Annotated in this window: 28 protein-coding genes and 1 tRNA gene; 8 read left to right on the top strand and 21 right to left on the bottom strand. The window is 38.0% G+C overall.

Features of this window, described 5'->3' with window-relative positions:
• The 9 genes from ACNI3T_RS14035 to ACNI3T_RS13995 form a co-directional block, all read right to left on the bottom strand.
• Positions 1-1,888: DUF4114 domain-containing protein (locus tag ACNI3T_RS14035; RefSeq protein ID WP_418228360.1), on the bottom strand; the 1,888-nt coding region annotated here is incomplete at its 3' end.
• A gap of 101 nt (positions 1,889-1,989) precedes the next feature.
• Complete coding sequence (locus ACNI3T_RS14030; protein WP_418228359.1) at positions 1,990-3,069, bottom strand: mannose-1-phosphate guanylyltransferase; 1,080 nt, start codon at positions 3,067-3,069, stop codon at positions 1,990-1,992.
• Positions 3,070-3,196: 127 nt separating this feature from the next.
• Positions 3,197-3,916, bottom strand: a complete 720-nt coding sequence (locus tag ACNI3T_RS14025; RefSeq protein ID WP_418228358.1) for a LytR/AlgR family response regulator transcription factor — start codon at positions 3,914-3,916, stop codon at positions 3,197-3,199.
• A gap of 11 nt (positions 3,917-3,927) precedes the next feature.
• Positions 3,928-4,248: an Hpt domain-containing protein gene (locus tag ACNI3T_RS14020; RefSeq protein WP_418228357.1), complete on the bottom strand. Its 321-nt coding sequence runs from the start codon at positions 4,246-4,248 to the stop codon at positions 3,928-3,930.
• Entirely contained in the window at positions 4,245-5,279 is a 1,035-nt protein-coding gene (locus ACNI3T_RS14015; protein WP_418228355.1) for a sensor histidine kinase, read from the bottom strand. Before ACNI3T_RS14015 ends, ACNI3T_RS14020 begins: the two co-directional genes overlap by 4 nt.
• Complete coding sequence (locus tag ACNI3T_RS14010; protein ID WP_418228354.1) at positions 5,276-6,403, bottom strand: FIST signal transduction protein; 1,128 nt, start codon at positions 6,401-6,403, stop codon at positions 5,276-5,278. Before ACNI3T_RS14010 ends, ACNI3T_RS14015 begins: the two co-directional genes overlap by 4 nt.
• Entirely contained in the window at positions 6,400-8,772 is a 2,373-nt protein-coding gene (locus ACNI3T_RS14005; protein WP_418228353.1) for a PAS domain-containing sensor histidine kinase, read from the bottom strand. The genes ACNI3T_RS14010 and ACNI3T_RS14005 overlap by 4 nt, the downstream gene beginning before the upstream one ends.
• Entirely contained in the window at positions 8,759-9,313 is a 555-nt protein-coding gene (locus ACNI3T_RS14000) for a heme NO-binding domain-containing protein (RefSeq protein WP_418228352.1), read from the bottom strand. The genes ACNI3T_RS14005 and ACNI3T_RS14000 overlap by 14 nt, the downstream gene beginning before the upstream one ends.
• A gap of 1 nt (position 9,314) precedes the next feature.
• The gene (locus ACNI3T_RS13995; protein WP_405199188.1) at positions 9,315-9,728 is read right to left on the bottom strand and encodes a response regulator; all 414 of its coding nucleotides are present in this window, start codon (positions 9,726-9,728) and stop codon (positions 9,315-9,317) included.
• Between the two features lie 411 nt (positions 9,729-10,139).
• Here ACNI3T_RS13995 and ACNI3T_RS13990 point away from each other — a divergent pair, with 411 nt between their 5' ends.
• Genes ACNI3T_RS13990 through ACNI3T_RS13980 form a run of 3 tightly spaced genes read left to right on the top strand, consistent with a single transcriptional unit; the run spans position 10,140 to position 12,986 of the window.
• Positions 10,140-10,496 (top strand): DNA-binding transcriptional response regulator, encoded by a 357-nt coding sequence (locus tag ACNI3T_RS13990; protein ID WP_418228351.1) that lies wholly within the window; start codon positions 10,140-10,142, stop codon positions 10,494-10,496.
• Positions 10,493-11,545, top strand: a complete 1,053-nt coding sequence (locus tag ACNI3T_RS13985) for a hypothetical protein (RefSeq protein ID WP_418228350.1) — start codon at positions 10,493-10,495, stop codon at positions 11,543-11,545. Before ACNI3T_RS13990 ends, ACNI3T_RS13985 begins: the two co-directional genes overlap by 4 nt.
• Positions 11,535-12,986 (top strand): glycosyltransferase family 2 protein, encoded by a 1,452-nt coding sequence (locus tag ACNI3T_RS13980; RefSeq protein WP_322300654.1) that lies wholly within the window; start codon positions 11,535-11,537, stop codon positions 12,984-12,986. The genes ACNI3T_RS13985 and ACNI3T_RS13980 overlap by 11 nt, the downstream gene beginning before the upstream one ends.
• Here ACNI3T_RS13980 and ACNI3T_RS13975 read toward each other — a convergent pair.
• Complete coding sequence (locus tag ACNI3T_RS13975) at positions 12,983-14,227, bottom strand: YaiO family outer membrane beta-barrel protein (RefSeq protein WP_418228349.1); 1,245 nt, start codon at positions 14,225-14,227, stop codon at positions 12,983-12,985. The genes ACNI3T_RS13980 and ACNI3T_RS13975 overlap by 4 nt on opposite strands.
• Before the next feature lie 137 nt (positions 14,228-14,364).
• Between ACNI3T_RS13975 and ACNI3T_RS13970 the strand changes: the two genes are divergently transcribed.
• The 4 genes from ACNI3T_RS13970 (at position 14,365) to ACNI3T_RS13955 (ending at position 17,147) form a co-directional block, all read left to right on the top strand.
• The gene (locus ACNI3T_RS13970; protein ID WP_418228348.1) at positions 14,365-15,264 is read left to right on the top strand and encodes an alpha/beta fold hydrolase; all 900 of its coding nucleotides are present in this window, start codon (positions 14,365-14,367) and stop codon (positions 15,262-15,264) included.
• A gap of 49 nt (positions 15,265-15,313) precedes the next feature.
• Positions 15,314-16,156: an aldo/keto reductase gene (locus ACNI3T_RS13965; RefSeq protein ID WP_418228347.1), complete on the top strand. Its 843-nt coding sequence runs from the start codon at positions 15,314-15,316 to the stop codon at positions 16,154-16,156.
• A gap of 68 nt (positions 16,157-16,224) precedes the next feature.
• A tRNA-Pro gene (locus ACNI3T_RS13960) sits at positions 16,225-16,298 on the top strand.
• 132 nt (positions 16,299-16,430) lie between these two features.
• Positions 16,431-17,147, top strand: coding sequence for a glycosyltransferase (locus ACNI3T_RS13955; RefSeq protein WP_418228346.1), 717 nt, complete (start codon positions 16,431-16,433; stop codon positions 17,145-17,147).
• Between the two features lies 1 nt (position 17,148).
• Here the strand turns inward: ACNI3T_RS13955 and ACNI3T_RS13950 are convergent, their stop codons facing one another.
• The 8 genes from ACNI3T_RS13950 to ACNI3T_RS13915 form a co-directional block, all read right to left on the bottom strand.
• Positions 17,149-17,718 (bottom strand): PepSY domain-containing protein, encoded by a 570-nt coding sequence (locus ACNI3T_RS13950; protein ID WP_418228345.1) that lies wholly within the window; start codon positions 17,716-17,718, stop codon positions 17,149-17,151.
• A 164-nt stretch (positions 17,719-17,882) separates the two neighbouring features.
• Positions 17,883-18,110 carry a PLDc N-terminal domain-containing protein gene (locus ACNI3T_RS13945; RefSeq protein ID WP_418228344.1) on the bottom strand — a complete coding sequence of 76 codons (228 nt, stop codon included), beginning with the start codon at positions 18,108-18,110 and terminating at the stop codon, positions 17,883-17,885.
• A gap of 59 nt (positions 18,111-18,169) precedes the next feature.
• Entirely contained in the window at positions 18,170-18,568 is a 399-nt protein-coding gene (locus ACNI3T_RS13940; RefSeq protein ID WP_418228343.1) for a hypothetical protein, read from the bottom strand.
• Positions 18,569-18,873: 305 nt separating this feature from the next.
• Positions 18,874-19,599 carry a class I SAM-dependent methyltransferase gene (locus ACNI3T_RS13935; RefSeq protein WP_418228342.1) on the bottom strand — a complete coding sequence of 242 codons (726 nt, stop codon included), beginning with the start codon at positions 19,597-19,599 and terminating at the stop codon, positions 18,874-18,876.
• A gap of 77 nt (positions 19,600-19,676) precedes the next feature.
• On the bottom strand, positions 19,677-20,327 hold the full coding sequence (locus ACNI3T_RS13930; RefSeq protein WP_418228341.1) for an ATP-binding cassette domain-containing protein: 651 nt from the start codon (positions 20,325-20,327) through the stop codon (positions 19,677-19,679).
• A gap of 290 nt (positions 20,328-20,617) precedes the next feature.
• On the bottom strand, positions 20,618-21,352 hold the full coding sequence (locus tag ACNI3T_RS13925) for a flavodoxin family protein (protein ID WP_418228340.1): 735 nt from the start codon (positions 21,350-21,352) through the stop codon (positions 20,618-20,620).
• Between the two features lie 75 nt (positions 21,353-21,427).
• Positions 21,428-21,955 (bottom strand): hypothetical protein, encoded by a 528-nt coding sequence (locus tag ACNI3T_RS13920; protein ID WP_418228339.1) that lies wholly within the window; start codon positions 21,953-21,955, stop codon positions 21,428-21,430.
• 101 nt (positions 21,956-22,056) lie between these two features.
• Positions 22,057-22,410, bottom strand: a complete 354-nt coding sequence (locus ACNI3T_RS13915) for a hypothetical protein (RefSeq protein ID WP_418228338.1) — start codon at positions 22,408-22,410, stop codon at positions 22,057-22,059.
• A gap of 129 nt (positions 22,411-22,539) precedes the next feature.
• On the opposite strand from ACNI3T_RS13915, the gene nudK reads away from it, so the two are divergent.
• The gene (gene nudK, locus ACNI3T_RS13910) at positions 22,540-23,130 is read left to right on the top strand and encodes a GDP-mannose pyrophosphatase NudK (protein ID WP_418228337.1); all 591 of its coding nucleotides are present in this window, start codon (positions 22,540-22,542) and stop codon (positions 23,128-23,130) included.
• A gap of 3 nt (positions 23,131-23,133) precedes the next feature.
• On the opposite strand, the gene ACNI3T_RS13905 is transcribed toward nudK, so the two are convergent.
• The 3 genes from ACNI3T_RS13905 to ACNI3T_RS13895 all read right to left on the bottom strand — a co-directional run bounded on the left by ACNI3T_RS13905 (position 23,134) and on the right by ACNI3T_RS13895 (position 25,450).
• On the bottom strand, positions 23,134-24,168 hold the full coding sequence (locus tag ACNI3T_RS13905; RefSeq protein ID WP_418228336.1) for a serine hydrolase domain-containing protein: 1,035 nt from the start codon (positions 24,166-24,168) through the stop codon (positions 23,134-23,136).
• A 116-nt stretch (positions 24,169-24,284) separates the two neighbouring features.
• Entirely contained in the window at positions 24,285-24,938 is a 654-nt protein-coding gene (locus ACNI3T_RS13900) for a DUF6624 domain-containing protein (protein WP_418228335.1), read from the bottom strand.
• A gap of 281 nt (positions 24,939-25,219) precedes the next feature.
• Entirely contained in the window at positions 25,220-25,450 is a 231-nt protein-coding gene (locus tag ACNI3T_RS13895; RefSeq protein ID WP_418228334.1) for a hypothetical protein, read from the bottom strand.
• Between the last annotated feature and the right edge of the window lie 47 nt (positions 25,451-25,497).

Raw genomic sequence — 25,497 nt, 5'->3', positions numbered from 1 at the left:
AATTGATAGCTCCAAAACCTGCAGTCTCAAAATCCTGATCACCTGGCATCAAACTTCTGAAAATATTCGCAGTTCCCATAACACTCCCATGTACGTTGACATTTCGCTCAACATGGTACTCTCCGGCTCCCGCTGTATAATCTGAATTCTGTATTGCAAATTCTTCAACCTGGGTTTCTGTTTCAAGATAATCGATCCCCCATGGACCATCTGCGAGGTATAAGGCATCTGCCTGTGGTGAGTTTTGACCTCGAATTTGCATTCCAATATCGAAAAGTTCACCAGTTTCCACGATTATTTCCTCTTCATAAGTTTTATCCAGACTAACAGTTTTATTATAATTTTTTTCAGAAGTAGTTTCTATATCTCTTATTTTTCCATCGATCGTGAAGCCGGAATCACCTTCCTTATTCTTCACGATAAGATGAAGTCGGCTATCCTCATAAAACCCTCGTTTTACAAAGACAGTAGGGTACTTGCCGACTATCTTATCGCTTTCCAATGTCTGGAATGCGTTTATTTTATCTATTACATGACCTGCAATACTGCTTACCTGTCCCATATTTGATCCCCAAACCTGGAAGTTCAGGTAATCACCATCTGGATAATCTGAGATATTCCAGTGGGAGTGTAATTTTAAAGCTTCATTCAATTTCACAGAAAAGTTTACAGCATACTCTAACTGTCCGCTCGCTCTAAGGATCTTGATCATAATGAGCTCGTGTCCCTTAAGTTCGATGGTTCTAATATCTTCCAGACTGGAGCTGTTTAAACGGTCACAGATTACCTTGGAATGATCATAGATTCCATTAGAAGTACTGGTCATTAGTGCTGCCGCAACTCTTTTTTCTCCCTGGTAATAATCTGCGGAAAATACCGCGCTTGCATTGGTAATTCCCATAAGGTCATCAGGACTTGATATTCTTGCCTGTTCTGTCCCAAACATTCCAGTTTCAGGAATTAGAGATGAAAGATCTATTCCTTCAGCGTTTTTCTGAACTGAATATTTCTGATGGAATTTCTGCTGACTTATCTTTTGAAACTTATTATAACTGGTCTTAAGTCTGTCAAAATTTCTTTCAGCAATAAGGGCGGCCAGTTTTCCATTACTTTCCAGCCCACCTTTGTTAGCAGAAGAAACATCTGTTGCCATTTTTACATCAGCCACATTATCAGTTTTGATGGCTGTATAAGGATTCGCGCTTACGTAAAAGTTCGCATCGTTAAAATCCTGATCGCAGGAAGAATAATCTCTTCTAATATCTTCAAATCCAAGGTAAATACGTTCCTTTTCAGGATCTGCAAGTAATACGGTATGTTGTCTTAATTCCTCTTGCTGTTCGGGGTTGAATTGCGGATCTGAGAATAATTGCCACTGGCCCCAGCCAACACGTCTTCCATTCCAGGCATTTGCCAGTAATACCCATCCTATCCCGGTACCGGCTTTGAAGTCACCAAGTTTAACTTTATTCCCTTTTTTTAAATCACCTTCAGAGCCATCTCCAGAAGCATTAGGAAAAATAATAGTAATATCACGATCTGTAGGTTTTGATCTTTCACGGTCCTCTATGTTATAGGTATAAAAGCCAAGAACATTTTTGTAACCTGCTCCTTCCTTCACGAAAGTCACCCAAACCGCCGCATCTTCTGCCAGTTCGATATTTGTATCGTAACCGGCAGAGATATACTGCGGATTGTAGTCTGGAACAGGATAACTCTCCGGTAGGGCGGCATCGATCATCTGCATACTTGCAGAAGTCACGAAATCGTCAACCGGTTCCAGGTAATCTGGCACTCCCAGCTCGTTGTAACTACCAAGGTATCTGAACTCCTGAGCCGGGAGCTGTTGCAATAAAATGAGACAAAAAAAGTGTAGTAGTTGTTTCATAACCCTGGTTAAAAGTAATAGTTGAATTCCCTTTACCTGAACTTATTCGTTTACTGTAGGTGAGTAAACGATAAGAAAGTATTTAGTGTCGGTAAATGGTTTCAGGCAAATTGAAGACCGTAGCGTTCTATGACCTCATTCCGAATATGTTTGATCTCTTGTTCTTTTTCCTTCGGAACAATAAGTAGCACTTCATCGTTTTCGAGGATCATATAATCCTTGAGTCCGTCAACTAAAACCACTTTGTTGCTTTCAGTTCTAACGATATTACCGGTAGCTTCAACCGGAATGAATCTTGAGTTCACCACCGTATTGGATTCGGCATCACCAGAAAGCTCATCTTCTAGCGAACACCAGGTTCCAAGATCGTTCCAGGAGAAGGAAGCGGGAATTACCATCACTTCTTCTGAATTTTCAATGATTGCATAATCAATACTGATATTTTCAGCATATTGATAATGACTTCTCAGGAAATTTGTTTCGTGCGGATTGTTATAAAACTCCTGTCCAATTTTGAATAATCTGAACATGTCCGGCAGTAATTTCTCAAATTTATTCAGGATCGTTTGCGCTTTCCAAACAAAGATTCCACTATTCCATAGATAGTTTCCCTGGTTTAGAAAATTTTGAGCAGTCTGGAAATCTGGTTTTTCTGTAAATCTTTGTACATCATATAACTGTTCGGTTTTCTTGTGATCGTATTGTATATAACCATACCCGGTATTAGGAAAGTGAGGTTTAATCCCAAAGGTGATGAGTCTCTCTCCTTTTTCAGCTTCTTCATAAGCCATACACATATCCTGCTCGAAGAGATCTTCTTCCTGGATCCAGTGATCACTTGGCGCAACCAGCATTCTGGCATCAGGATCCATTTTATGGATTTTCAAAGCTGCAAGTAGAATACATGGAGCCGTGTTTCTCATAATTGGCTCGAGTACTACCTGTGAACTGGAAATTTCCGGTAATTGTTCCATTACGATATCCTTATAAATTGCATTGGTAAGTACAAGAATATTTTCAGCCGGAATAAATCGGTTCAAACGATCAAAAGTGTTTTGAATAAGCGTTTTTCCACTACCCAGGATATCCTGAAATTGTTTAGGATTGCTTTGTTTGGATACAGGCCAGAATCGGCTTCCAACTCCACCTGCCATGATCACTGCGTAGTTATGATTTTTCATCGCTTTACTATTTTGACGTTTAGGTACTTATTTGATGTAAAGATACCGGTACAATGCGATGCATGTGGGAATATTCGTCTAAGCAGAATCTAAGAGCGACGAATGGAAATTATATGAAGTTAAGTTGCTAAAGCAGGTTCAATCTTTTCATGAGTTCCGGTCGGTTACTTCGGCTAACGGGAACAACATCTTTTTCAATCAATACGCTATTATCTTCAATATCGATAATATGCTTCGTATTGATCACATATGATCTGTGGATTTTCAGGAAGAGATCTTCAGGTAACTTATTTTCGATCTTTTTAAGAGTAGAATGAACTGTATAATTCTTTTCGAATGTCTTGATCTGTATATAATCGCCTTTGGCTTCCACCAGGTATATACTTGGAATATCGATCTTGATCAGTCTCCGGTCAATATTCACATAGAGATCATTCTCAGTTTTATTAACGTCTGAATTAACTTCTGTTTTCTCAGGAATAGATGTTCGGGTAGGCTTGGCATTCTCTGCTTTTTGAACTGCCTTTTTAAAACGTTCCGGAGTTATTGGTTTTACCATATAATCTACGATACAGTCATATTCAAAAGCTTCTATTGCAAAGCTTCTGTCTGAAGTCGTTAGAATTACATTTGGTGGATTTTTAAGTGTTTGAATAAAGTCGAAACCTGTAAAATCTGGCATATGGATATCCAGAAAGATAAGATCCACCTGATTCTGGTTTAGATATTTGATCGCCTGCAGAGCGTTGGAAAAATCACCAACAAGGTTGAGTTCCTTATGAGTATCTATAAGCTGATTTATGATCATTCTGGCGGTAGCCTCATCATCAATAACTAAACATTTCATGAACCGGTAGTTTAAGACTTAGCAATGAAATCGCTCATGTTCTGAAGGATCTTAATAAAGCTATTATGCTTTTTAGGATCATTCTCGCGGAGTTCTTCTTCATAGATTTCCGCAAAGCGATAACTTTCTTCAAGGCCTAAAATACTAATTTTGTGCTTAAGTTTATGAACATTTGCGGCAGCTTCAATAAAATTGCCCTGTTCTATATTCTCGTGGTAAACAGCTTCTTCCTCAGGTAATTCTCTTTTGACAACAGCTAGGAGTTTATTTTCAAACTCTTTATCACCGCCAGAAAGCTGATGCAGGTAATTCAAATTTGGTTGTTCTTTCATTTAGGTAAGGTAAAATAAAAACTTGTTCCTATGTTTTCCTTGCTCTCCAGGCTAATTTGTCCTCCATAAAAGTCTACTACTTTTTTGGCAATGGAAAGTCCGATTCCGGTAGAGCTTTGATTGGTGTCGATCTTTTCAAAGATCTTAAAGATCTTATGATGATGCCTTTCCGGAATTCCTTTGCCTGAATCCCTGATCTCAAATTTCCAGAATGCACCATTATCGGCAACATTGATTTCTATCTTACCATCTTGCTGAATGCTCTTTACGGCATTATGAATAATATTTTCGAACAGTTGCTGAATTCTGAATTTATCTGCTTTTACTACCGGAAGCTCTTCTGAAATATTTACGGTGATACCATCGGGAATAACCAGCAGGTCTATGATTTCCTTAACGAGATATTTTGTATCCACCTGGTACTGTCCATGATCTGCCATTTCAATAGTGGAGTAATTAAGAATGCCTTCAATGAGGGCATCCATTTTCTCTACATTTTTCAGGATCATGTCAAAATGTTCTTTCCCTTCCGTAGTTAAGTTGTCATAATTGTCTGTTTTAATCCAGGAAACTAAGGTGTTTACACTGCGTAAGGGTGACTTAAGATCATGAGAGACCATATGGGCATAGTCTGTTAGCACCTGGTTCTTATTCTCCAGATTCTGAAGAAGCTGCTCCTGCTTTTTCGCAGCTATTTGTAGCTCTTCGCTTTGTTCACGAATATGTTCTGCCAGGTCCTTGATCTCAAATTCACCGTTCTCTTTCTTAAATTCTTTCAGGTTCAGGGCCTGGATTGCAGTAGTGATACTATCAAGAATATCTTTTTGATACATTACATCTGTACGAAGTTGCTGGTTCGCGTCAAAAAGTTCATCAGAACTAATTCGCATTGCCCGCTGCAGCATATTGAACTGTTCTTCACTATTGATATACGATTCATTGATAGCGGAAAGAAAAGCCTTCATTTTCGGGTCTTCCAAATCTTCTTCATCCAGGTATTTGTTCACCTGGCGTTGCAACAAACTATTCATTCGCTTAGTAGGGTTAAAGTCATGGTTTGGTTGTGCAAGGTTCCATTGCTTTCACCATAAAAGGGTGCTATTTCACCATAGGAATAGAATCCAGCCACGGTGACATCTTCTCCAATTACATTGATCACTTCCTCAATCTCTTCTTCTGCTCGTTGATTAAGTACGAGTCTGCGACCAATACAACTTACAAGTAATGCGAGTTCAGGTTTTTTCTTTCGGTTCTGGTTGGCCAGACTTGCGGCATCCTGCGCACCATTCAACAACGCGTCTGCAGAAGCCATCATCAATTGAACTCTTGAACCTTGAGGAACATCTCCTGCCAGAATCATAGAATTGTTCCCTCGATTAATATTTAATATGGTCCGTACCACAGGATGTTTTTTACCTTTTTCTCTTACGTAAAGCGGGTAGAAGAGGGAGGACTGTGGTAGTTCGGCCGATTTTTCTCCCAGATACTTTGAGTACAGATCAAGTGCTGGTTGTCCATCCAGTTCAAATAGGATGTTATTTTCAGATTTAGTGATAAGTCTTTCAGGACCAAAAGGAATCCATCCACCAACACTGGCGAAGGAAATTTCTAAATCATCACCATAGAATCCTATGACTACAACTTCTCCTTCTTCCGCAGCATTTAAACCGGCCAGCGTTTTTTCAAATCTTGGGCCATCACCACAAATTCCTCCAGTCACGCAAAAATGTTTGTTTTCTTCGTGCTCCAATCCGCGTAAAAGATCACTGCCGTTAATAAAACTTCCTTCTGAAATCACAAAAACATGTTTAAGATTTTCATGATCCAATTTGCCGATCAACTCTTTGCCCAGCGCCATTCCATCCATATTGTACTGATGAATATTCGCGGTTTTAATATCGAAATGAGATCTTTCAAGGTCGATAAGAGTGGCTACAGCCTCATTTTCACTTATTTTATCACCGATAATTTCTCCCGCAGCAGTTCCAAAAACAAGATTTTTATAAGGAAACTGAACTTTACAATCAGCAATAAAGTCTGACTTTTCTAATAGGTGACGATCACCAAATATTAAAACTATTGGGTTCTTGAGCTTTAAATTTTCAGTTTTAAAATTCCAGTCTCCACCTTCAAATTTTGCCTGTGCTACTTTCATAAACTCTTTTTAATACTGAAATTAAAAGTGGTGCCAACTTGAGGTGTGCTTTCGAGCCATACTCTTCCATTATAAAGATCAATGATCTTTCTTACAATACTTAAACCTATACCGGTAGACTTCTTGTGGTCTGAGGCGGTGTTAAAGATCTGGAATATACGGTCATGCTGATCTTCTGGAATTCCAATTCCGTTATCCTTTACAGAAAATATATATTCCTGTGGATTCTCTACCACATCTACTTCAACAATCCCTTTTTCCTTGTCGATATAGTTTACAGCATTCGATATGATATTCTGGAATAATTGTTGGATTCTTGTGGTATCAGCATCGATTACGGGTAATTTGTTCTTGATTGTTACTTCTATATGATCCGGGATATAGATCATGGCGATGATGTCTTCTACCAACGCCTGAACATTCACTTTTTCTATACTTGCTGAGCTACGATCTATACTTGAATACTTCAGAATATTCTCAATAAGGTGATCCATTTTTTCCACCTTATCCTGCATAAGATCAATATTTACAAGACTGCCTTCACCTAACTGATTCTTAAAATCTTCTCTGGTCCAACTCAATAGCGCTGAAATATTTCTTAGAGGAGATTTTAGATCGTGAGAAACGATATGTGCATAATCGTTCAACTCCTGGTTTTGAATTTCAAGATCCTTCAGAAGTTCGATCTGTTTGTTTTCTAGGTTTTTACGATCTGTAATGTCAAGATGAATAAATATTGATCCTGTGATTTCGCCCTTTATGTTCAGGTTAGGAGTTCCACTAATTAACCAGGTTCTTATTTCTCCATCCTTATTAATAACGTCCACTTCATGATTCTTGATTTGATCTACGTTTTCAATTCCAATGTCATTTTCGAAAATTTCTTTCGATTTATTGGTTAATAGTAAATCCCCGGGATGCTTTCCAATAAGGTCTGCTTCAGAATATCCGCTAATTTCTTCAAAGCTTTGATTAGCCATTAGAATTTTTACCTCCGCATCTACTTCCAGTAAACCCAGGTTCATATTGGCGATAATGCTACTGTATTTATCTTTTTGGGCCTGTAATGATTCCTTATAGCGTTTTCTAATAGTGATATCATCATAACTCCAGAGATGACCTTTGTAAATTCCATCGCTAAAAATAGGGATATAACTACGCTCAAGGAATCTGCCATCTGCCATAGCTAATTCTTCTGCAATCACCGTTTCTCTATTTTTAACGAGATTTTCAACCTCTGTTACGAATTTGTCAGGTTCTGCAAAAAGTCTTTTAGATTGCTCTGCGGCACTGGAGCAGTCGGCACCTGTTAAAGCCTCTGGGGGAGCAGGGATCTCGAAGAGATCACAGAATCTCTGGTTCGTAAGGCTTATTGTTCTATTTTCATCTTCCAACAATACCGCACTCTGCATGTTCTTAATAAGAGTGGACATTCTGTTTTCGGACTGTTTAAGTTTATTACTTGCTTCTTTACGCTCTGTTATATCTTCCACAGTGGCTACTAGATATTCGGTAACACCATTGTCATCTGGAACGGCAGTAACACTGGTATTTGCCCAAAGTAGTGAGCCATCTTTTCTGAAATACCGCTTTTCCATCTGGAAGGTTTGTATTTCCCCTGCAAACAGTTTCTTCCTTAATTCTAAGGTTTCTTCACGATGATCTGGATGTGTGATCTGGTTTACATCAACCTTTTCGAATTCTTCAGCTGTGTATCCAAACATCTTGCTCATGGCATTATTTACCATAAGCAGGCCGCCATCCATCGACCTGGCGAGGGACACCCCAATTGGGGAATTTCCGAAGATAATATCTAGTTGTCTCTTCTGGTGTTGCATTTGCCGCTTCATCGCGGTTTCCTGGGTAATATCCCGGGCAATGCCCTGTGCAGCGACTGGTTCACCTTTAGTGTTATAGATGATACTGGCATTTATTTGTACGATCTTTTCAACGCCATTCTTGGTAATGATCACCGCACGGTAGTTATTAAACTTACCATGGATGGTAAGCTCTTTAAAAGCTTCGAAAGTATATTCTTTGTACTGTTCTTTTACAAGCCCGATTAAATTAACAGGTTCTTCTTCAGGATCGAAACCAAGCAAATCCTTGGCAGCCTGATTCATTCTAATAACATCACCAGAAAGTTCCATCACAATGAAGGCATCGATCAAAGTTTCAAAAACTCCTTCAAGTTCAGAAGTTTTTCTATTCAATGTTTCCTCAAGCCTTGAATTAGATTTTCGTAATTCTTCTGAGACATTATAGAGCTCCAGAGACTTTTGCTCCAAAATAGCTTCAGCCGCCTTTCGGGCAGCTTTCTCACGCATAAGAGCACGCTCTAAAATTTCAACATTCTTAGCTGACTGCATGCGGCTCTCTGTAAATTCTAAATCTCACCTGTGAACCATCTTCCTGAACCTTTTCCAGCTCGATCCTGGAATTCTCATGATAATGCGTAAAGGTTTGTTCCATGAGTGCCTTTGCAAACATGTACATGGACCGATCTGAATAATACATCATTTCCAGAAAATCGTCATCCTGCTGAATGATTCGAAAGGTAGGAAGTTCAGCTCCCGGGTATAATTTTCTAACTTCTACATGTATGTGATTTTCTATGGAAGCAAGCATTTCCAATGGACCGTTATAGAGGCTGAAAATATTTGAATGATTCTTTTCCAGAACTGCGAAAAATGTTTTTCCGTAGGCATAGAGAAGATCATTTACGCTCAAACCGGTTTTTTCTGAAAGTTTTATAATGAGACTCTGCATTTCAATGAAGTCATAGGTTCCAACCGAGGTATATATTCCCCCTGAAGCCAGGTTAGATTCATTGATGATCTGATCAAGAACTTCCAGACCAAACTCCTGTTCGACCATTTCCAGAAACTCAGTAAAAACAATTCCTTTCATATTATACTTTAATTAGTTCATTAATGCTCCAATAGTCCAGTACGCTTTTTAGTTTATACACATAATCATCATATTTGAGAGGTTTTATGATATATCCTGCGATACCAATATTAAAACAATCTAATAAATCTTTGCGATTATTTGAAGTTGTTAGAATAATAGTAGGAATATATTTTAGAGTTTCGTCCTGCTTTAAGATACTAAGAAATTCGATGCCATTCATTTTTGGCATATTCAGATCCAGCAAAATTATCTCCGGTAATCGGTCCTTTTGTTTTAAAAATTCCAACGCTTCCTCACCATCTCTAGCGTTATGCACCACATGCTTTAATTCTACTGAATTTAGGGTGCGATTTAGTTTCATTACCTCAATTTCATCATCTTCGATAAAAAGGATATTTAACTTACGTTTCATAGGGAATTGTTTTTATATAATCAAAGATGCCATAATAGTCGAGTTTAAACCTCCTAATTCGTTTAAGCTGACTTTAGCTACGGTAAGTAGCAGTTTAGTGTAGACCAATAGACTTAATGCAAAATTGTCGGTTTAACGGTGAATTCTGTTGTGTTTTCTTATCGTATAGCTTTCACTGGTAAAACAAAACAGACTTTTTTTCGTGATGATTAATCTTCCTAAAATTAATCTCTTACGAACAGAAATACTGGTTTTTGTGGTATCTAGAAAACTTTTATCCCTGTATTTACGTACTTATTGTAGAAAGATTTTTCTTACTCATTTTTCAATTTTGTATATTTTATCATGCAAAATGTATTATTTTTTACTGTTTAACGACCTATTACGTATATTTCCACCTAAATCTTGAGCATGCGAAAAGTTCTGGTCATTCAGGAAGATATAATTATTTTAAAGATTCTGGAAAGGCTTGTAACCGTAAACCATTTTGATTGTAAAGCCATAAGATCGCTGGATGCGCTTACGATAGAGGATCAACAAAGTGATTTTGAATTTATCATAACAGACATTCTTTTTGAAGGAATTGCACCACTGGAATTTGTAGCCCAGGTGCAGGAAATTATTCCGCATAAGAATTTATTGGTGGTTACGAACATGGGACAGGATAAGATAAAGAAGGAGATCTTCGCATTGAAAGATATTACTGGCTTTTACGCAGTGCCCATAGATCTGGACGAAATCGAATCAACAATTCAGGCATATTCATGACCGAAGCGGGAGTATTACTTTTTATTAAATGCGTGCTGGCGATCCTGGTTATTTACTGGATTTCCATAGCGGTCACCATGATCTATAGAAAGAATCGTATGCGTGCCCTGGAGCGTATTGAATATACTTTCGCTGATATTGTAAGCCGTTATCTCTATAATAACGAAGATGATCCCTTGCTCATTAGTGAGATCAATGATCGCTTAAAAGCCGTTGGTATCCGTAAAGGAAACAGAAATAACGTGCAGTATCTTATTCGATTGATGATACGTACTCAGCGAACTATTCTTGGGGAGAACTACTTCAAGCTTAAGAAGCTATATGGGCAGATCCCGCCGTACAATGCTTCATTCACCAAAATCTCCAAGTGGGGGTGGTATTCCAAAGCTCGTGGAATTAGGGAAATTTATGAGATGAATCAGTCTCAGCATATGAATGAGGTCTTTAAGTTTCAGAATCATAAGAACGTATTCGTGCGAAGAGAAGCACAGATCGCGATGGTTGTTTTTATGGGATGGGAATCGCTCAGGTTTCTTCCATACCTTAAACGAAATATCACCTTGTGGCAACAAATTAAGATCGTTGAAAAGCTCTATGATCTGTATCCAAAACCAGAAATGAAATGGTTAAAAAGGGCCTATAAGACCGATAAGCTTTTTGGTAAGAAACTGGTCATGAGAATTATTAGAAAATTTGAATTGCATACTGAAATTCCTTTTATCATGGAGCATCTAGAGCATCCGGATTATGAGGTACGTGAAACTGCTATTTACTGTATTCAAACCTTTGCATTGTCTACGGAAAGAATGGATTATATCAAGGATGTCTACGAAAGAGTAGCAAACCCAGTCCAGCAGGCGCAACTATTAAATTATATTTATGATAATTCTGATATTGACGTGGACTTCTACCTAAGACAGCTTCATGGAAATAATGAAGAACTAAAACTGAATGTTGCTGAAATTCTATGGAACAATGGATACAAAGAAAAGGTCCAGGAATTCTATTATCAGCAATACCCTGAAAATTCAAATTTAAATGTTGAATGATATAGAAAGGTTTTTTAGCGGGGAATATGTATTTCTTGCTGCAAATTATTTTTTCTTTGCCTACGGGATCGCCCTGATGAGCATGTATTTCGCAGGTGTGATCCTGGCCAGCCGTGCCATACGCCGAAATAAGAAGAAATCGCGATTCCTGCAGGTAAATGATATTGTTAGTGCTACAGATATTCCTTCGGTTTCGCTTATTGCTCCTGCTTATAATGAAGGTCTTACCATTATTGAGAACGTAAAAAGCTTATTATCCATACAATATCCATATTATGAACTAATCCTGGTAAATGATGGAAGTAAAGATGATTCACTGGAAAAGCTCATCAAGGAATTCAAACTGGAGAGAAGGGATGCGACCTTTATCACACAGCCTATTCCTACGGCGACCGTAAAATATGTTTATAAAAGTACACTATCAAAATATACCCATCTTACTGTTCTGGATAAAAACAACGGTGGCCGTGCAGATGCCCTGAATGCCGGGATCAATTTTGCAACATCAGAACTGGTAGTTTGTACAGATGCAGATTGTATCATCGAACAGGACGCCCTTCTAAAAATGGTTCGACCTTACCTGGAAGAATATAATAGTGAAATTATCGCCTGTGGCGGTGGTATTGGAATTGCAAATGATTCGGTCGTAAAGAACGGGGTGATGAAAGAACTGCGTTTGCCTAACAATTTGGTGCCTATGGTGCAGGTTGTGGAATATATTCGGGCATTTCTGTTAGGTCGAATGGCCTGGAGCGAAATAAACGGACTCATGCTCGTATCTGGAGCTTTTGGTATGTATCCTAGGAAGAGGGTGATCGAGGTAAGTGGATTTGATGCAAAAACAGTTGGAGAAGATCTTGAGCTATGTATTCGCTTAAGACGTTTGATGGAAGAAAAGGAATTACCTTATAAAGTGGTTTATTTACCGGAAACCTTATGCTGGACAGAAGGGCCGCCAGATTATGATATTTTAATTAAGCAGCGTGATCGCTGGGCGCGGGGACTTTGGGAAACTTTGAAGATCCATAGGAAATTATTCTTCAATCCTAAGTATCGCTACATGGGAATTCTCTATTATCCTTACTGGTTGTTTTTTGAGTTTGGAGCGCCTATTATTGAATTTCTGGGAATCATTTGTATCATCGCTTTTGCTTTCTTCGGAATGATTAACTGGACAATGGCGGTACTATTATTTACAGCAGCTTACATTGTAGGGTGTATCTTTTCCACAGCAGCAATCTTTATGTATGTCAAGAACTTTAATCATTATAACAAACCAAAGCAGGTTGTAGAACTTCTTCTTGCTGCATATCTCGAACCTTTCCTGTATCATCCAATACTGGTATATGGCCAAATGAAGGGTTATTATAAGAAGATCTTCCGTATTAAATCTGGCTGGGGTACGATGACCAGAAAAGGATTTAAGGTTTCAGACACCTAGAATCTATAGCGATACCCAACGTTGCCAATAAATTGATCACCTTGCCTGTTTGAAGTGATATCCTCCAACAGGTAACCACCACCAACCTGGAAAATATGATGAGGTCCAATAGTGAAATTCAATCCGAGATTTGAATAATATGCTTCCAGAGAAGGATTCTCCTGAACTTGCGTAAAGATTGTAGTTTCATCTGGCGAAATACCCGTACCAAGTCTTAAGAAGAAGAAATTATCTGCATTATTAAGATAGTAACGAACGTTTAACTGGTAGTTCTGGGTTAACTGATCATTAATCTCCGGTCCAAGGAAAACTCTAGAGTTGATATAGAATTTACCTTTATACATAGTAAGGCCCAGAATTCCGGAGTAATAATCCTCATCTGAAAAATGTAGTAATCTCGCTCCGGTTTCCAGTTCAAAGATTGAGAAGATATTCACAAATAAAGAGGCACTGGACCTAAGGTCTGGGTATAAAGTTCCGTCTGAAATTCCTAGGTTTAGAAATGCATAAACCTTATTGCTGAAAACAGGGTACGATTCCAGTTCATACAAAGTACTCTGGTCATAACCACGATCTGTATAGTTTACCCGGGCGATCACTGCACTGCTGTTGAAATAATGCTGAAACTCCGGACTAATGGTTTGCCAGTTCTCACGATTATATTCATCGCTAAAATAGATGTACTGGTAATTTACCCCAATCTCATCCCTAATCGTTCTCTTTAATATATTCTGAAGGACATATCGCTTGTTTTGATCCAGTTCACGATTATTGAAAAGGTCTAAAGCAATCTCTCTGGAAGCTTTTTTATCCTTATTCTGAAGTAAAAGTTCAGATTTAAGAATAAGCATATTCGCACTTAAACTCTGTGTTTTTTCCAGTTGTTCAAGGTAAGCCAGAGCCTCTTCAGGATCCTTTAATAATTTGGTATGGCGAACGGTGAGTTCTCTAACACCCGGGTAATTTTGGGCATTCTGCATTAGGAATTCAAGATCTGTAGTAGCCTTATCAATACTATCTAGTGCCCATAAATTCCGAACCCTTAAGATTCTAATATCATGATATTCCGGAGCAAGTTGTAATCCCCGGTTAGTGTATTGTAAGGACTCTTGATATTGTTTATTTTGGTAGAGTTCGAGTCCCTGAAAATAAAGACTATCTGTGTTCTTTTCGGTGATTTGCTGTGCGTTCATCTTAACAAAAGCGAAGAAGAACAGGCAGAGTAAAAGTGATCTATTCATAGAGGTTGATTTGGGCAAAACCGGGGTGAAGATAAGCATATTAGGCGATTTGCTGCAAACCTGAACTAAAATTGTCCATGCTGCGTTTTAAAGGAGACCAGCGCATTAAAAAAGTATTTTTAATCAAAACAAGGCTTATGAAACTACTTCTCCATCTAACTTTATTATTACTTACCACTATCTATTCCCAGGCTCAGTCTGAAGAAACGCTGAAATATAAGGACGGTAAACTTCACTACAATACTTATGGCGCTGGAGATCCTGTTCTTATCATAAACGGTGGTCCTGGGATTAGTAGTGATGGTTTTGGAGAACTGGCTCAATTGCTTTCAGAAGACAATCGAACTATAATCTACGACCAGAGAGGTACTGGAAGGTCTAAGATTCTTTCTAATAAGGATAAAGACTACACTATCGATCTTATGGTGGAGGATATTGAAGTGCTACGGAAACACCTTGGATATGAGAACTGGATCGTACTGGGACATTCCTTTGGAGGAATGCTCGCATATGTCTATGCGGCAAAATACCCTGAAAGAGTTCGCGCAATGATCCAGTCGCATTCTGGTGGCATGGATCTAAGATTGAGAGATTACCCGGATCTTCGTGATAGATTAAGCAGATCCCAGCGAGATGAATTGAATCAATTGCTTATGAAAATAAGTTTCGGTGATACGCTGCGGGAGACTCGTTACCAACGGGCGAAACTCATGGCGATAGCGTATTTGAATGATTCAACCAGAACTTCAGAAGTAGCAGAAAGGCTCATGACAACAGATCGAACCATTAATTCGCAGGTTTGGGCGAATATGAACCTCATTAATTTTGATGTTTCCGAAGAGATGAAAAATTTTAATAAACCTGTTTTGATCCTGAATGGAGTAGATGAGATCGTTCATAAGGATATTGCGCTCTATGCAGATAGTGTTCTTCCAGATTCAAGACTGATTTTAATGGAAGACTGCGGACATTATGGTTGGCTTGAGAGACCCGAAATTTATCTTAAAGAGGTTAAAGAATTTTTAAAGTCTAATTAGGGACTCATATGTTCTTCTTTTACTCTTAACTTTCTTGAAAAAGATGAAGATGTTAGATAATATTAGTAGTAAAATAGAATTGCATAACGGTTATAAAATGCCGGGTTTAGGACTTGGGGTATATAAAGCCGATAACGGAGAAGAGATAAATAATGCAATTGCAGCGGCTCTTGAAACCGGTTACAGATTGATAGATACCGCAACTTTTTACGGAAATGAAAAGGGAGTAGGGGAAGCAATTAGAAAAAGCGGTATTCCTAGAAAAGAGATCTTTATTACGTCTAAGCTGTGGATAGAAGACCAGGGAATTGAAACCACGCGTAAAGCTTTTGAAGAGACTCTGGAAAGAATGGAGCTGGATTACCTGGATCTTTACCTTATTCACTGGCCAAAGCCTGGTAAATATCTGGAATCCTGGAAAGTTTTGCAGGAGCTTTACGAGGAAGGAAAAATTAAAGCTATAGGAGTTTGTAATTGCATGATCCATCAGCTGGAGAGTATTAAAGAACTCGGAGGTGTGCAGCCAATGGTTTTGCAAAATGAATTTCATCCTAAACTTATTCAGCAGGATATTCTTGACTATTGCAAGAAGAATAGGATCCAGTATCAGGCCTGGTCACCACTTATGCGAGGAGAAATACTAGAGAACGAGCTTATTGGAACTATTGCTGAAAAATATGGAAAGTCTGAAGCACAAATAGTAATTCGCTGGGATCTGCAAAAAGGGGTTGCGACTATTCCGAAGAGTGTAAATAAGCAACGAATTCAGGAAAATGCCGATGTCTTTGACTTTGAGCTAACAGCCGATGAGGTTGCTAAGATCGATGATCTGGAAGATAATACGCGGACTGGAGCTCATCCAGATACTTTTATGGAAGAAATGGACCTTTAGTAAACATGTAATTTGGTTAAAACTTTTTTTGAATTCTCTATAAAACCAGCTTATTTTTGCAAAGCAATCGAGATGTGGCGCAGTCTGGTAGCGTATACGCCTGGGGGGCGTGGGGTCGCAGGTTCAAATCCTGTCATCTCGACGAAACGAACCGGCAACAATGCTGTTGTCGGTTTTTTTATGCTTCGGAATTACGTGGAAATTACTATTGAGCAATATTTATATATTTGCGGCAGTTTAAGATTTTTATACATCATTTGACCAATATTGCTGAATGCACCAATTAACTGTTATAGTTCCTTTATTTAACGAAGAAGAGAACCTGCTCCGCGTTGAGCAGAAACTTGGAGAGTATGCAGAAAATTCCAGTATTCCCACTCAGATATTACTGGTAAATGATGGGTCTACAGATAATAGTTTGGAAATGGTCAGGGAGATCTGTGAAAGATCTGAACATTTTAGTTACATATCTTTTACGAAAAATGCTGGTTTAAGTGCGGCGATCAAAGCTGGAATTGACCACGTAAACACCAGTCTTACCGGATATATAGATTCTGATCTGCAAACAGATCCTGAAGATTTTGAAGTTCTGCTTAAAGAAATCAATAATTATCAATTAGTAAATGGCTACAGGAATCAGCGTAAAGATTCTTTTAAAAAGAATCTTTCTTCAACGGTGGCCAATAACATCCGAAACTTTTTCACGAATGATGGAATGTATGATACGGGTTGTCCCCTAAAGATCATGCATACAGACTACGCTAAGCGAATTCCGTTTTTTAAAGGACTGCACAGGTTTCTACCGGCAATGATCATGCTACAGGGAGGTAAAGTGATTCAGATCCCAATTCGCCATTACCCAAGGCTAGCCGGAACCGCAAAATTTGGACTGCGAAACAGGTTGATCAAACCTTTGATAGATTGCTTTGGTTATTTATGGATGAAGCGAAACTATATACATTACGAAGTAGGAGAGAAGCATTTGAAATAGATCATCTGCCGGTCTTACGCAATTTCTTGGGACCATACCAAAGCCAGAACCCGGTAATAGTAAATACTAGTAATGCAATTCCCATACCAACAGAATAGATCAATTTAAAGTAGCCACCGGTGCCCAGGTAATCATCCATAATGGATCCATCATGTATATTCTCGATAACATCTGATCTTCTCTGGCCAATACTTAGCACTTCACCTGTAGCTCCATCAAGTTGTATCTCGTGAATGTGTTTTTCAAAAAGAAACTTTACAATACCTTTTTCCTTTCGAATATCCATCCTGTCAATATCGCTAGATAATGAAGATGAAACTGAATCCTTCAATGTTTGTTGTGCAATTTGCTCGAGAACAGCAATAGATTTCCATTCTTCAAAATTTGAAGTTTGCCCGCTTTGGGTTTCTGGAAGAATAAAACTACCAGTATTTTTCTTGGCTCCCAAGAGGATTCCGGAGACGGATACGATAAAAAAGAAAACGAATAAAAAGGCGCCCATAGTACGATGGATCTTTCTGAAAATTCTTAAGATTCGGGCCTGTTTTACTCTTGATCTCTGTTTAGTCATAGGGGCTTCACCTTCCGACGAAAATAGGAAAATGTTTCAGAAAACTATCATACTACATCAAATTTGATCTCAATATAAAGAATTGATTCCTTCCGAAGAAAATTGAAGCCATAGCAGCAATTATAAACCAGGCTAAATTTTCAGAAAAATGTAAACTTTAAATACTAATGTCTTGGCTTGAAAGCGGGTTCAAAGCTTCTAATCGATTCCGTAAATCTATCCTTGAATTGAAAGTATACGAGTGATCCAACTACAGGAAATAAGAAAATCATACATATTAATAATACCTGTAGTATAGGAGAACTGAACCTGGTTTTGAGAATATCCACCAATGCCCAGATCCATAGAACAAGGGTTAGAATGATAAAGGTGATGATAATAGTACTCCACATAAAAGATCTCGTTTTTATTGATGAATGATATTTTCTAAGTACAATTTAATAAAACCAGATCAATCTGCCCGGTTAAACTGCGACGGATCCTTTTTAGATCTTCTAAGATCTCTTCTAGAGAAATCCTGTGTAAAAATTTCCGGAGTCATTTCCATGGTGTATTTTTTGCCAGTATCGATAACTCCTGAATGATCTTTAGCATAGAAAACTGACTTTAGAAATTCAAAATTAGTCTCATCCTGGTTGAATGCATTCTGGCGGTTTCCTTCAAATTTCTCGTTAAAAATATAGTTTATGGAAAAATCGAGTCGGTATTTCAGGTCTTCGAATTGCTGAGCTTCCCCAGGATATTGGTTTGGATATACATCCTCTACTGGAAGAACTTTGATCTCTTTCAAACCCTGGTAATTTGCATAGGTAACAGCCTTATGCTCAATAATAATATTATTCCTAATCATGATCTAGGATCTGTTTGTGATCACCGTGGTTGGTATTTTTAAAGTATGGAAACTCCAACTTTAGATAGTAAGTGCCCGGTTTATTCTTCCGGTAATTAAACTCGTTGCATTTATCATCTCTGCGCTCATGCATGATCTCGATATCCGGGAGTTGCGCATTTGAGTTGGGTGTATAGAACATAAAACTCACAAGGAAACTTAGAGACAGGTACTTCCACGATATAGGTTTAAGAACTTTCTAATATTGGTCTGGATTTAGAATTCAAAAATTTATAAGTTATTTAGAGTGTTTCGGCAGAATCAATTCATTCTTTTACAAAGATCAGGCAATGCTGCCAGGGTAAATTCTCAATATTCTGCTCTAGTTTAAAACCGGAAGCTTTAAATTCTTTCACTGCCTGTTTTTCACTCATTTTATGAATTCTTTTAATCGGAATACTTTCATCTTCTGCTTTATATTCGATCAAATAAATTTTACCATCAGAAGTCAGAGATTTGTGCATGGATTCGATCATTTCCTTCGGAAAATTAAATTCATGGTAGACATCTACCAGTAATATTTTTGATACTGAATTCTCATCCAGATTTATACTTTTTTCTGAACCCTGAACGGTTTGAATATTATTCACCTGTTGTTCTGACTGCTTTTCAGAAATCGCCTGAAGCATTTCCGGTTGTATATCGACCGCATAAACAAAACCTTCCGAAGCCAATTTGGCCATTTTAAAAGTATGATAACCACTGCCGGCACCTATATCAGCGATCGTATCATCCGGCTGAATATTCATGTTCATTAGCAACTGACTCGTATTTTCCTCTTTTTCGCGATCAGATCTTTCCAGCCAGTTTATTCCCTGGTACCCCATAACGTGCGCGATCTCTCTACCCATATACCATTTTCCGATTCCGTTTGGGTCGCCTTTTTGGAAAGTATAGGTTTCTTCGCTTTTACTATCCTTATTTGTTTGTCCGCATGCGGTCAAACTTAACGCAAGCAGTATTAGTAGCAACAAATTGTAATGATTTTTCATAGCATCTTTTTCCTAAAGTTACGATTTAATGCTTTTTCTTAAACTTCAGTACGACAGCGTTTAAAATTGCAGAATCTTTAAGTGAGATAACCGTATTGAGTCAAGCGATCCAGATCATCGACTTCACGAAGATTACCATTGTCCATTAGCATTATTCGATCTGATAGAGAAATTACGTTGCGGTAATCATGATCTGTGATAATAATGCCTTTATGTTCTTTTCTTTCCTGGATAAGCTGCGAAATTACTTCTCTGCTGGTAGGACTGAGTCCGTTAAAAGGTTCATCCATTAATAGAAATCTGGATTCAGAATAAAGCAATAGCAGAACTTCCAGGGTTCTTCTTTGTCCTAAACTTAAATGGCCTACTCGTTCTGCCAGTAAAGGTTTTACTAAAGGTAATTCCAGAACAATTCTGCTATACTGCCGACTAAGAAACAGTTTAATAGTACTCTTAACATTGATACTTTTAATTAAAAAACTATCCTGCGGTAAATACTTAATATCATTAATCGTTTTTGAGCTCGGGTAAACATTTTCGTCTATTCTTAGAAACCGACTGTCTGCCGTCAATGACCCAAACATGATCTTTAGTAGCGTCGATTTCCCACTTCCATTTCTTCCCAGCAAACCAACTACTTCCCCAGTTGAACACTGTAGGTAAACATCGTTCAGGATCTTTTGACTATCATAAGTCTTTTGTACACTATCCAGTTGAAGTTTACTCAAATAACCGTGATATTAGGATCATTAAGACCGAAACGAAAATTGTGCTTAAGAAAAGATGAACTCTGGAGATTCCGTTATTTAGATAAAAATATAGTTCTTTAGGAGGCTTGATGCTATAAACACTAAGATGGATCAAAAGACTGCTAAGAAAATAGAAGAATCCAAAATTTGAAAATTCAGAAGTTAGAGCGGCTATCAGTAAAGAGATAGGCAAGGCTGTAAGAATAATATTCCTCTGAAAAACCAATAAATTTAAAAAGATCCTCATTAATTATATTGTGAATATGGATTTACCTGTATTCCGGATTTTCAAAATTCCAGCGCTTCCCATCTTCCCAGCCTTCCGCTGAATTTCCATAAGCTGGATAACCGCCCTGTCTTTTAAGACTGGACGCTAAATGCATTAGATTATAGGTCATGAAAGTAGTATTCTTATTAGTGAAATTACTTCCAAAACCAGCAGGAGGATCAAGTTCTTCGTCCCTCCATTTGGTATCACCATAACTGGGGCCAGGGCCAACTTCTCCTATCCAGCCTGCATCTGCCTGTGGGGGAATGCTAAAACCAACGTGTTGCAGTGAATAAAGAATTCCCATAGCACAATGTTTGATCCCATCCTCATTCCCGGTGATAAGTGTACCTCCAACCTTACCGTAGAATACGTACTGGCCTTTATCGTTTTGAACACCACTCATGGCATATAATCTTTCGATAAGTTTCTGGGCCATGGAAGATTTCTCGCCAAGCCAGATAGGTGTTCCAAGAACTAAGATATCTGCAGCCATGATCTTATCATAAATAGCCGTCCATTCATCTTTATCCCATCCATGTTCGGTCATGTCGGGATAAACACCAGTAGCTACGTCATGATCGATAAACCTTATTTCTTCCACTTCAACATTTTCCCGTCGCATGATCTCTGCGGAAAGTTCTATTAATTTGGAAGTATGACTCTCCTCTGGTGATTTTTTCAGTGTACAATTAATATAAATACAGCGCAAATTACTGAAGTCTGGTTTACTCATGATTCAATACTTTTATTAAACTTCCTTCAATTTAGTAAAAATTAAAAAGTCCATAACAAGCATTCCAGTACACTGTTATTTACTCCCTTTTTTTAGCTGGATCTTTATGATTCCATTGACTTTTTCATCTGTATACTTTGCGATAGAATCATGGTCTTTCAAAACATCGATTTTCGCAATGGTTTCCGGATCCATATTTTTTAGCATCGAGCTATGCGTGGCTTTACCATCAATTAGATACAAAACATCCTCTTGGACCAGATAATCTTCATCGCTTAGGGTCTCCTGATAAGATTTGGTTTTGATCATGAGCACTCCATTCAGTCCTTGTTTACCAAACTTATCCTCGACATCTTCCTGCTCTTTCTTGAGAACAGCGTAAGAGGTTATTTCGAATTTTGAAATGTTCAGTGTATCCAGAGCTTCGGTTGTTAGCAGTTGTTCATTTAAAGTGATGACTGGATCGCTGGTAATTTCTTCTTTTTGTACCAGATCTGCGATAAGTTCATGTAAATAATTATCCTGGTTTTCATTTTCTGAAATTTCCTGTGCACTTACGCTAAGTGAAAGCAGTAATAATAGGCTTGCTAAGATTTTCTTCATTAGTATTTCTCTAAATCTTTATAGCTGAAATATATGATTTATGATGCAGATAACTTCCTGGTATGACTTCTAATTTTCTGAAACCTGGAGGAATAAATTTTTTATAACAGATTGGTAGCTGCATATTCTACGATGCTGAATCTTTGATCTAATTTATATTTGAGAAAGAGCATGATCAAAACTGAAATGATCATGGAAACGACCATCAATTTATATTGTTGGCGTAGATCCCTGGTAGCATTGAGTTTTATTTCAGCCAGTACCAGCTCAAGTTCTTCTGAAGAGTAATTTCTGAATTTTACGCCATCCAAACGTATACGGTCACTATTGATCGGGTCCCGAAGATCTTCCTTGAACTTAGGTTTTTGTGAATACAGTAATGATTTATTGTGCTCGTGTAAACTTTTGGGACCTCGCTCTACAGACATGCCTGGTGGTTTTTGTAATACATTCATTTTCAAAGTACTTCAAGTTAGTAAATTATTTATAATTCTGTGAGCTGAAGTTTTTGCACTATATCTGGTTTTAAGAGTTCCGAGTGAAAACTGCTAATTATCTTGCGAACTTTAAACTTTTCCGAAGACATGGAACAAGAAAGAGTTGATAATTTAGAAATTGAAATTTTATCTGATAACTGGTACACGCTCAAAAAAGTAAACTTTGACTTCAGAAAAAATGACGGTAACTGGGAGCGGCAAAGTAGAGAGGCTTATGATCGTGGGAATGGAGCGGCAATTCTGCTGTACAATTTAGAAAAGGAAACTGTAATTCTTACAAAGCAATTCCGGATGCCTACTTTTTTAAACGGTAACACTTCAGGGATGATGATCGAAGTCTGTGCGGGATTACTGGAAAAGGATAATGCTGAAGATTGTATCCGAAGAGAAACGCAGGAGGAAACCGGGTATGAGATCTCCAATGTCGAAAAGGTTTTTGAAGCGTATATGTCTCCAGGTTCGGTGACCGAGATCGTACATTTCTTTATAGCCGAATATCACGAAGACATGAAAATAGGCGAGGGTGGAGGAGTGGATGAAGAACAGGAAGATATTGAAGTTCTGGAACTTAAGTTTTCTGAAGCACTAATAATGATGAAAGATGGTAAAATAAAAGATGGTAAAACGATCATGCTATTACAGCATTTACAATTGCAATTAATACTGGCAGATTCATAAATCTTAGTCGCGCTTCTCTAAGATTTTTATTATTCGATCATAAACAATTTCAGAAATCCTCCAGGTGTAACCTTCAAAATTGGCGGTATTAACGAACTGTATCACAACCGTATCGATATTTTCATGATATTCTGCAATACTCTGGTAACCTGGAATCAGTCCGGTATGATCGTATACATAGATGGAAGAATAGATCTTTTCCTCTGCTTTGGTGAGTAATTTACCAGTATTTAAAGCTTTGATAAAGATTCCCACATCCTGCGCAGTAGCGATCATCGACTGGTAATTAGTAGACTTGATATCTTCTTCAACTCCAACATAATACCCGCTCATTAATTTATCCTGATCTATATCATTTAGGCTGAAGAAAGTATTTTCAAGCTGTAAGGGCTCTAGGATTTCTTGCTGTATCACCTGTGCTTTGGAGTTATTGGTTGCCTTCTCCATTAGCAAACCTAAAAGGAAATAATTAGAATTTGAATAGGCATAATCTGTTCCCGGTGAGAAACTGGCTGGTTTGTCAAGGAACAGATTCAGTGTTTGTTCTTTATTTTCCGGGGGATTCATCCAGAAATCAGGTACATCTGTAAAATTTGGGATTCCACTACGATGCTGGACCAGCATTTTAACGGTGATATTCTCAGCATGCTCGATTCTTCCGGCAAACTCAGGAAAATAGTTCAGGATACTTTTATCCAGAGATATAAGATCTTCAGCTACCAGTTTGGTAATTGCGACCGCATCATACAGTTTACCAATACTAGCAATTTTAAAATAAGCTTCGGGATAAGCTCTTATCATCCGGTCCCGGTCATGCCATCCTGCTGCATATAATTCTGCTGGGCGATCTCCCTGCTGAATATATACTATAGTGCCATCAAAACCATGCTCGATACCTTCGTTTAATTGTCCCTGCACAGTGTCCGGCAACGGTAGTATCCATGCCCAGATGAGTATCCATGGAACGAAATATAGCGATATTACAGTTCCAGCCAGAAGTATGGTTCGAATAACAATCTTACTTTTTGTAGCAGGCATCTGGTGTATCGTTATCTATCAGAGTTCTTTCAAATATAACTTAAATCGAACTTTGACGGATTTCCGAAGGGCAATACAGTTTCCCAACTGATAGTAACATATTAGTATTTATAACTTTATTTTGTCGCCTTTCTTTCTTCCAGCAGTTTCTCGATCTCTGGCAGATTCATATAATACTCTTCAAGGTTCCAGTCCATTTGAAATGATTGTTGCAAATAAGTTTCCATGGATGGTAAACTAACTTCAGCACGTAGTTTATCAACTTCTTCGGGATTTTGAATAGGCTGCACATATTTCTTACCGGTATTAGAATCGATAAAAATCTGACTGCCATAAATTTGTTTCTTTCCTTCACGTAGAGCAATTCGATCTTTTAAAAGAGCGAGGTTCGCTGGGAATGTTTTGTTTTCCTGAACAGCTTTTTCAATCACCGGAAGATATTCTTTCTGAGTTTGCAGGTCGGCGTGCTGAATAACCAGGAAAATGGTTTGATTCCCTTGCATGCTGAGGTCATCCGGCCATCCGTTCTTAAGTATGTTTTCTACCTGATCGAGGTTAATTGAATCCTGATTCTTCATTTGCTGAACCAGATCTTTCATTTCATCAGAATTCATCTTTCCTTCCTGCTGAAGTTTTAAGAGTTTAAATCTAATTTCCTGATCGGTCTTCCAGATCGAGTCCAGTTGAGTCTGAATGTTTTGTGGTTGATTTTGTGAAGTGGCTATACTACTTGCTAATAGCATAGCGAGGCTTACAATAATTTTGATCATGAATTATATTTTTGATGCTGTACTAGTAAAACGAGTTAGACGTTAGTTTGTTACAGCTTTTTTCCGAAAATATAATTTTGATCTAAGTCCTTCAGATAAAGTGCTTGTAATCAAATAGCTGTAAATGCATACCTTCCAAAAGGAAACTTAGAAAAGCTATAATTTGAATTAGCTTCCGTAAATAAGATGTCATAACGGTTAGAACTACGTCATCTAGCCTTCACGTAACATTTTTGAAACTTTCATCATTATAAATAAACATTTCCGTAGAAATTCGAAGTCTAATTAAGTAAAGGCCAGACGCCACTCCATTTAATGATAGCCAGAAGTAGTGCAAGAACTCCCAGGGCTATAAGGAAAACTCCCTGCCAGTAAAACGTTCTTATACCCCAGAACTTCCAAAGCCTTTTGTCCTCAGATGGGTTCCTTCGAACATCTTTAAAGAAAAATTTATGTACTATGTATGCAATGATGACAAAAGCGATACTAGTTGATATCCAGAAAAGAAGCATATTGTATTTAGTTTATTTAGTGAAGTAAGGTAGATCATTAAGTAACA

Source organism: Christiangramia qingdaonensis, assembly GCF_048381525.1.
Classification (GTDB): domain Bacteria; phylum Bacteroidota; class Bacteroidia; order Flavobacteriales; family Flavobacteriaceae; genus Christiangramia.
Note: the sequence above shows the minus strand (reverse complement) of the source record. Positions and strands in the feature narration are given on the sequence as shown.

Coding starts and splice junctions, on each gene's coding strand:
- ACNI3T_RS13995 (WP_405199188.1), bottom strand. CDS start 9,728: ATGAAACGTAAGTTAAATATCCTTTTTATCGAAGATGATGAAATTGAG.
- ACNI3T_RS13980 (WP_322300654.1), top strand. CDS start 11,535: ATGTTGAATGATATAGAAAGGTTTTTTAGCGGGGAATATGTATTTCTT.
- ACNI3T_RS13920 (WP_418228339.1), bottom strand. CDS start 21,955: ATGAAGAAAATCTTAGCAAGCCTATTATTACTGCTTTCACTTAGCGTA.
- ACNI3T_RS14015 (WP_418228355.1), bottom strand. CDS start 5,279: ATGAATAGTTTGTTGCAACGCCAGGTGAACAAATACCTGGATGAAGAA.
- ACNI3T_RS14010 (WP_418228354.1), bottom strand. CDS start 6,403: ATGAAAGTAGCACAGGCAAAATTTGAAGGTGGAGACTGGAATTTTAAA.
- ACNI3T_RS13965 (WP_418228347.1), top strand. CDS start 15,314: ATGTTAGATAATATTAGTAGTAAAATAGAATTGCATAACGGTTATAAA.
- ACNI3T_RS13990 (WP_418228351.1), top strand. CDS start 10,140: ATGCGAAAAGTTCTGGTCATTCAGGAAGATATAATTATTTTAAAGATT.
- ACNI3T_RS14030 (WP_418228359.1), bottom strand. CDS start 3,069: ATGAAAAATCATAACTACGCAGTGATCATGGCAGGTGGAGTTGGAAGC.
- ACNI3T_RS13940 (WP_418228343.1), bottom strand. CDS start 18,568: ATGATTAGGAATAATATTATTATTGAGCATAAGGCTGTTACCTATGCA.
- ACNI3T_RS13955 (WP_418228346.1), top strand. CDS start 16,431: ATGCACCAATTAACTGTTATAGTTCCTTTATTTAACGAAGAAGAGAAC.
- ACNI3T_RS14000 (WP_418228352.1), bottom strand. CDS start 9,313: ATGAAAGGAATTGTTTTTACTGAGTTTCTGGAAATGGTCGAACAGGAG.
- ACNI3T_RS13905 (WP_418228336.1), bottom strand. CDS start 24,168: ATGCCTGCTACAAAAAGTAAGATTGTTATTCGAACCATACTTCTGGCT.
- nudK (WP_418228337.1), top strand. CDS start 22,540: ATGGAACAAGAAAGAGTTGATAATTTAGAAATTGAAATTTTATCTGAT.
- ACNI3T_RS13985 (WP_418228350.1), top strand. CDS start 10,493: ATGACCGAAGCGGGAGTATTACTTTTTATTAAATGCGTGCTGGCGATC.
- ACNI3T_RS13950 (WP_418228345.1), bottom strand. CDS start 17,718: ATGACTAAACAGAGATCAAGAGTAAAACAGGCCCGAATCTTAAGAATT.
- ACNI3T_RS13975 (WP_418228349.1), bottom strand. CDS start 14,227: ATGAATAGATCACTTTTACTCTGCCTGTTCTTCTTCGCTTTTGTTAAG.
- ACNI3T_RS13915 (WP_418228338.1), bottom strand. CDS start 22,410: ATGAATGTATTACAAAAACCACCAGGCATGTCTGTAGAGCGAGGTCCC.
- ACNI3T_RS13970 (WP_418228348.1), top strand. CDS start 14,365: ATGAAACTACTTCTCCATCTAACTTTATTATTACTTACCACTATCTAT.
- ACNI3T_RS14025 (WP_418228358.1), bottom strand. CDS start 3,916: ATGAAATGTTTAGTTATTGATGATGAGGCTACCGCCAGAATGATCATA.
- ACNI3T_RS14005 (WP_418228353.1), bottom strand. CDS start 8,772: ATGCAGTCAGCTAAGAATGTTGAAATTTTAGAGCGTGCTCTTATGCGT.
- ACNI3T_RS13925 (WP_418228340.1), bottom strand. CDS start 21,352: ATGAGTAAACCAGACTTCAGTAATTTGCGCTGTATTTATATTAATTGT.
- ACNI3T_RS14020 (WP_418228357.1), bottom strand. CDS start 4,248: ATGAAAGAACAACCAAATTTGAATTACCTGCATCAGCTTTCTGGCGGT.
- ACNI3T_RS13900 (WP_418228335.1), bottom strand. CDS start 24,938: ATGATCAAAATTATTGTAAGCCTCGCTATGCTATTAGCAAGTAGTATA.
- ACNI3T_RS13935 (WP_418228342.1), bottom strand. CDS start 19,599: ATGAAAAATCATTACAATTTGTTGCTACTAATACTGCTTGCGTTAAGT.
- ACNI3T_RS13945 (WP_418228344.1), bottom strand. CDS start 18,110: ATGTGGAGTACTATTATCATCACCTTTATCATTCTAACCCTTGTTCTA.
- ACNI3T_RS13895 (WP_418228334.1), bottom strand. CDS start 25,450: ATGCTTCTTTTCTGGATATCAACTAGTATCGCTTTTGTCATCATTGCA.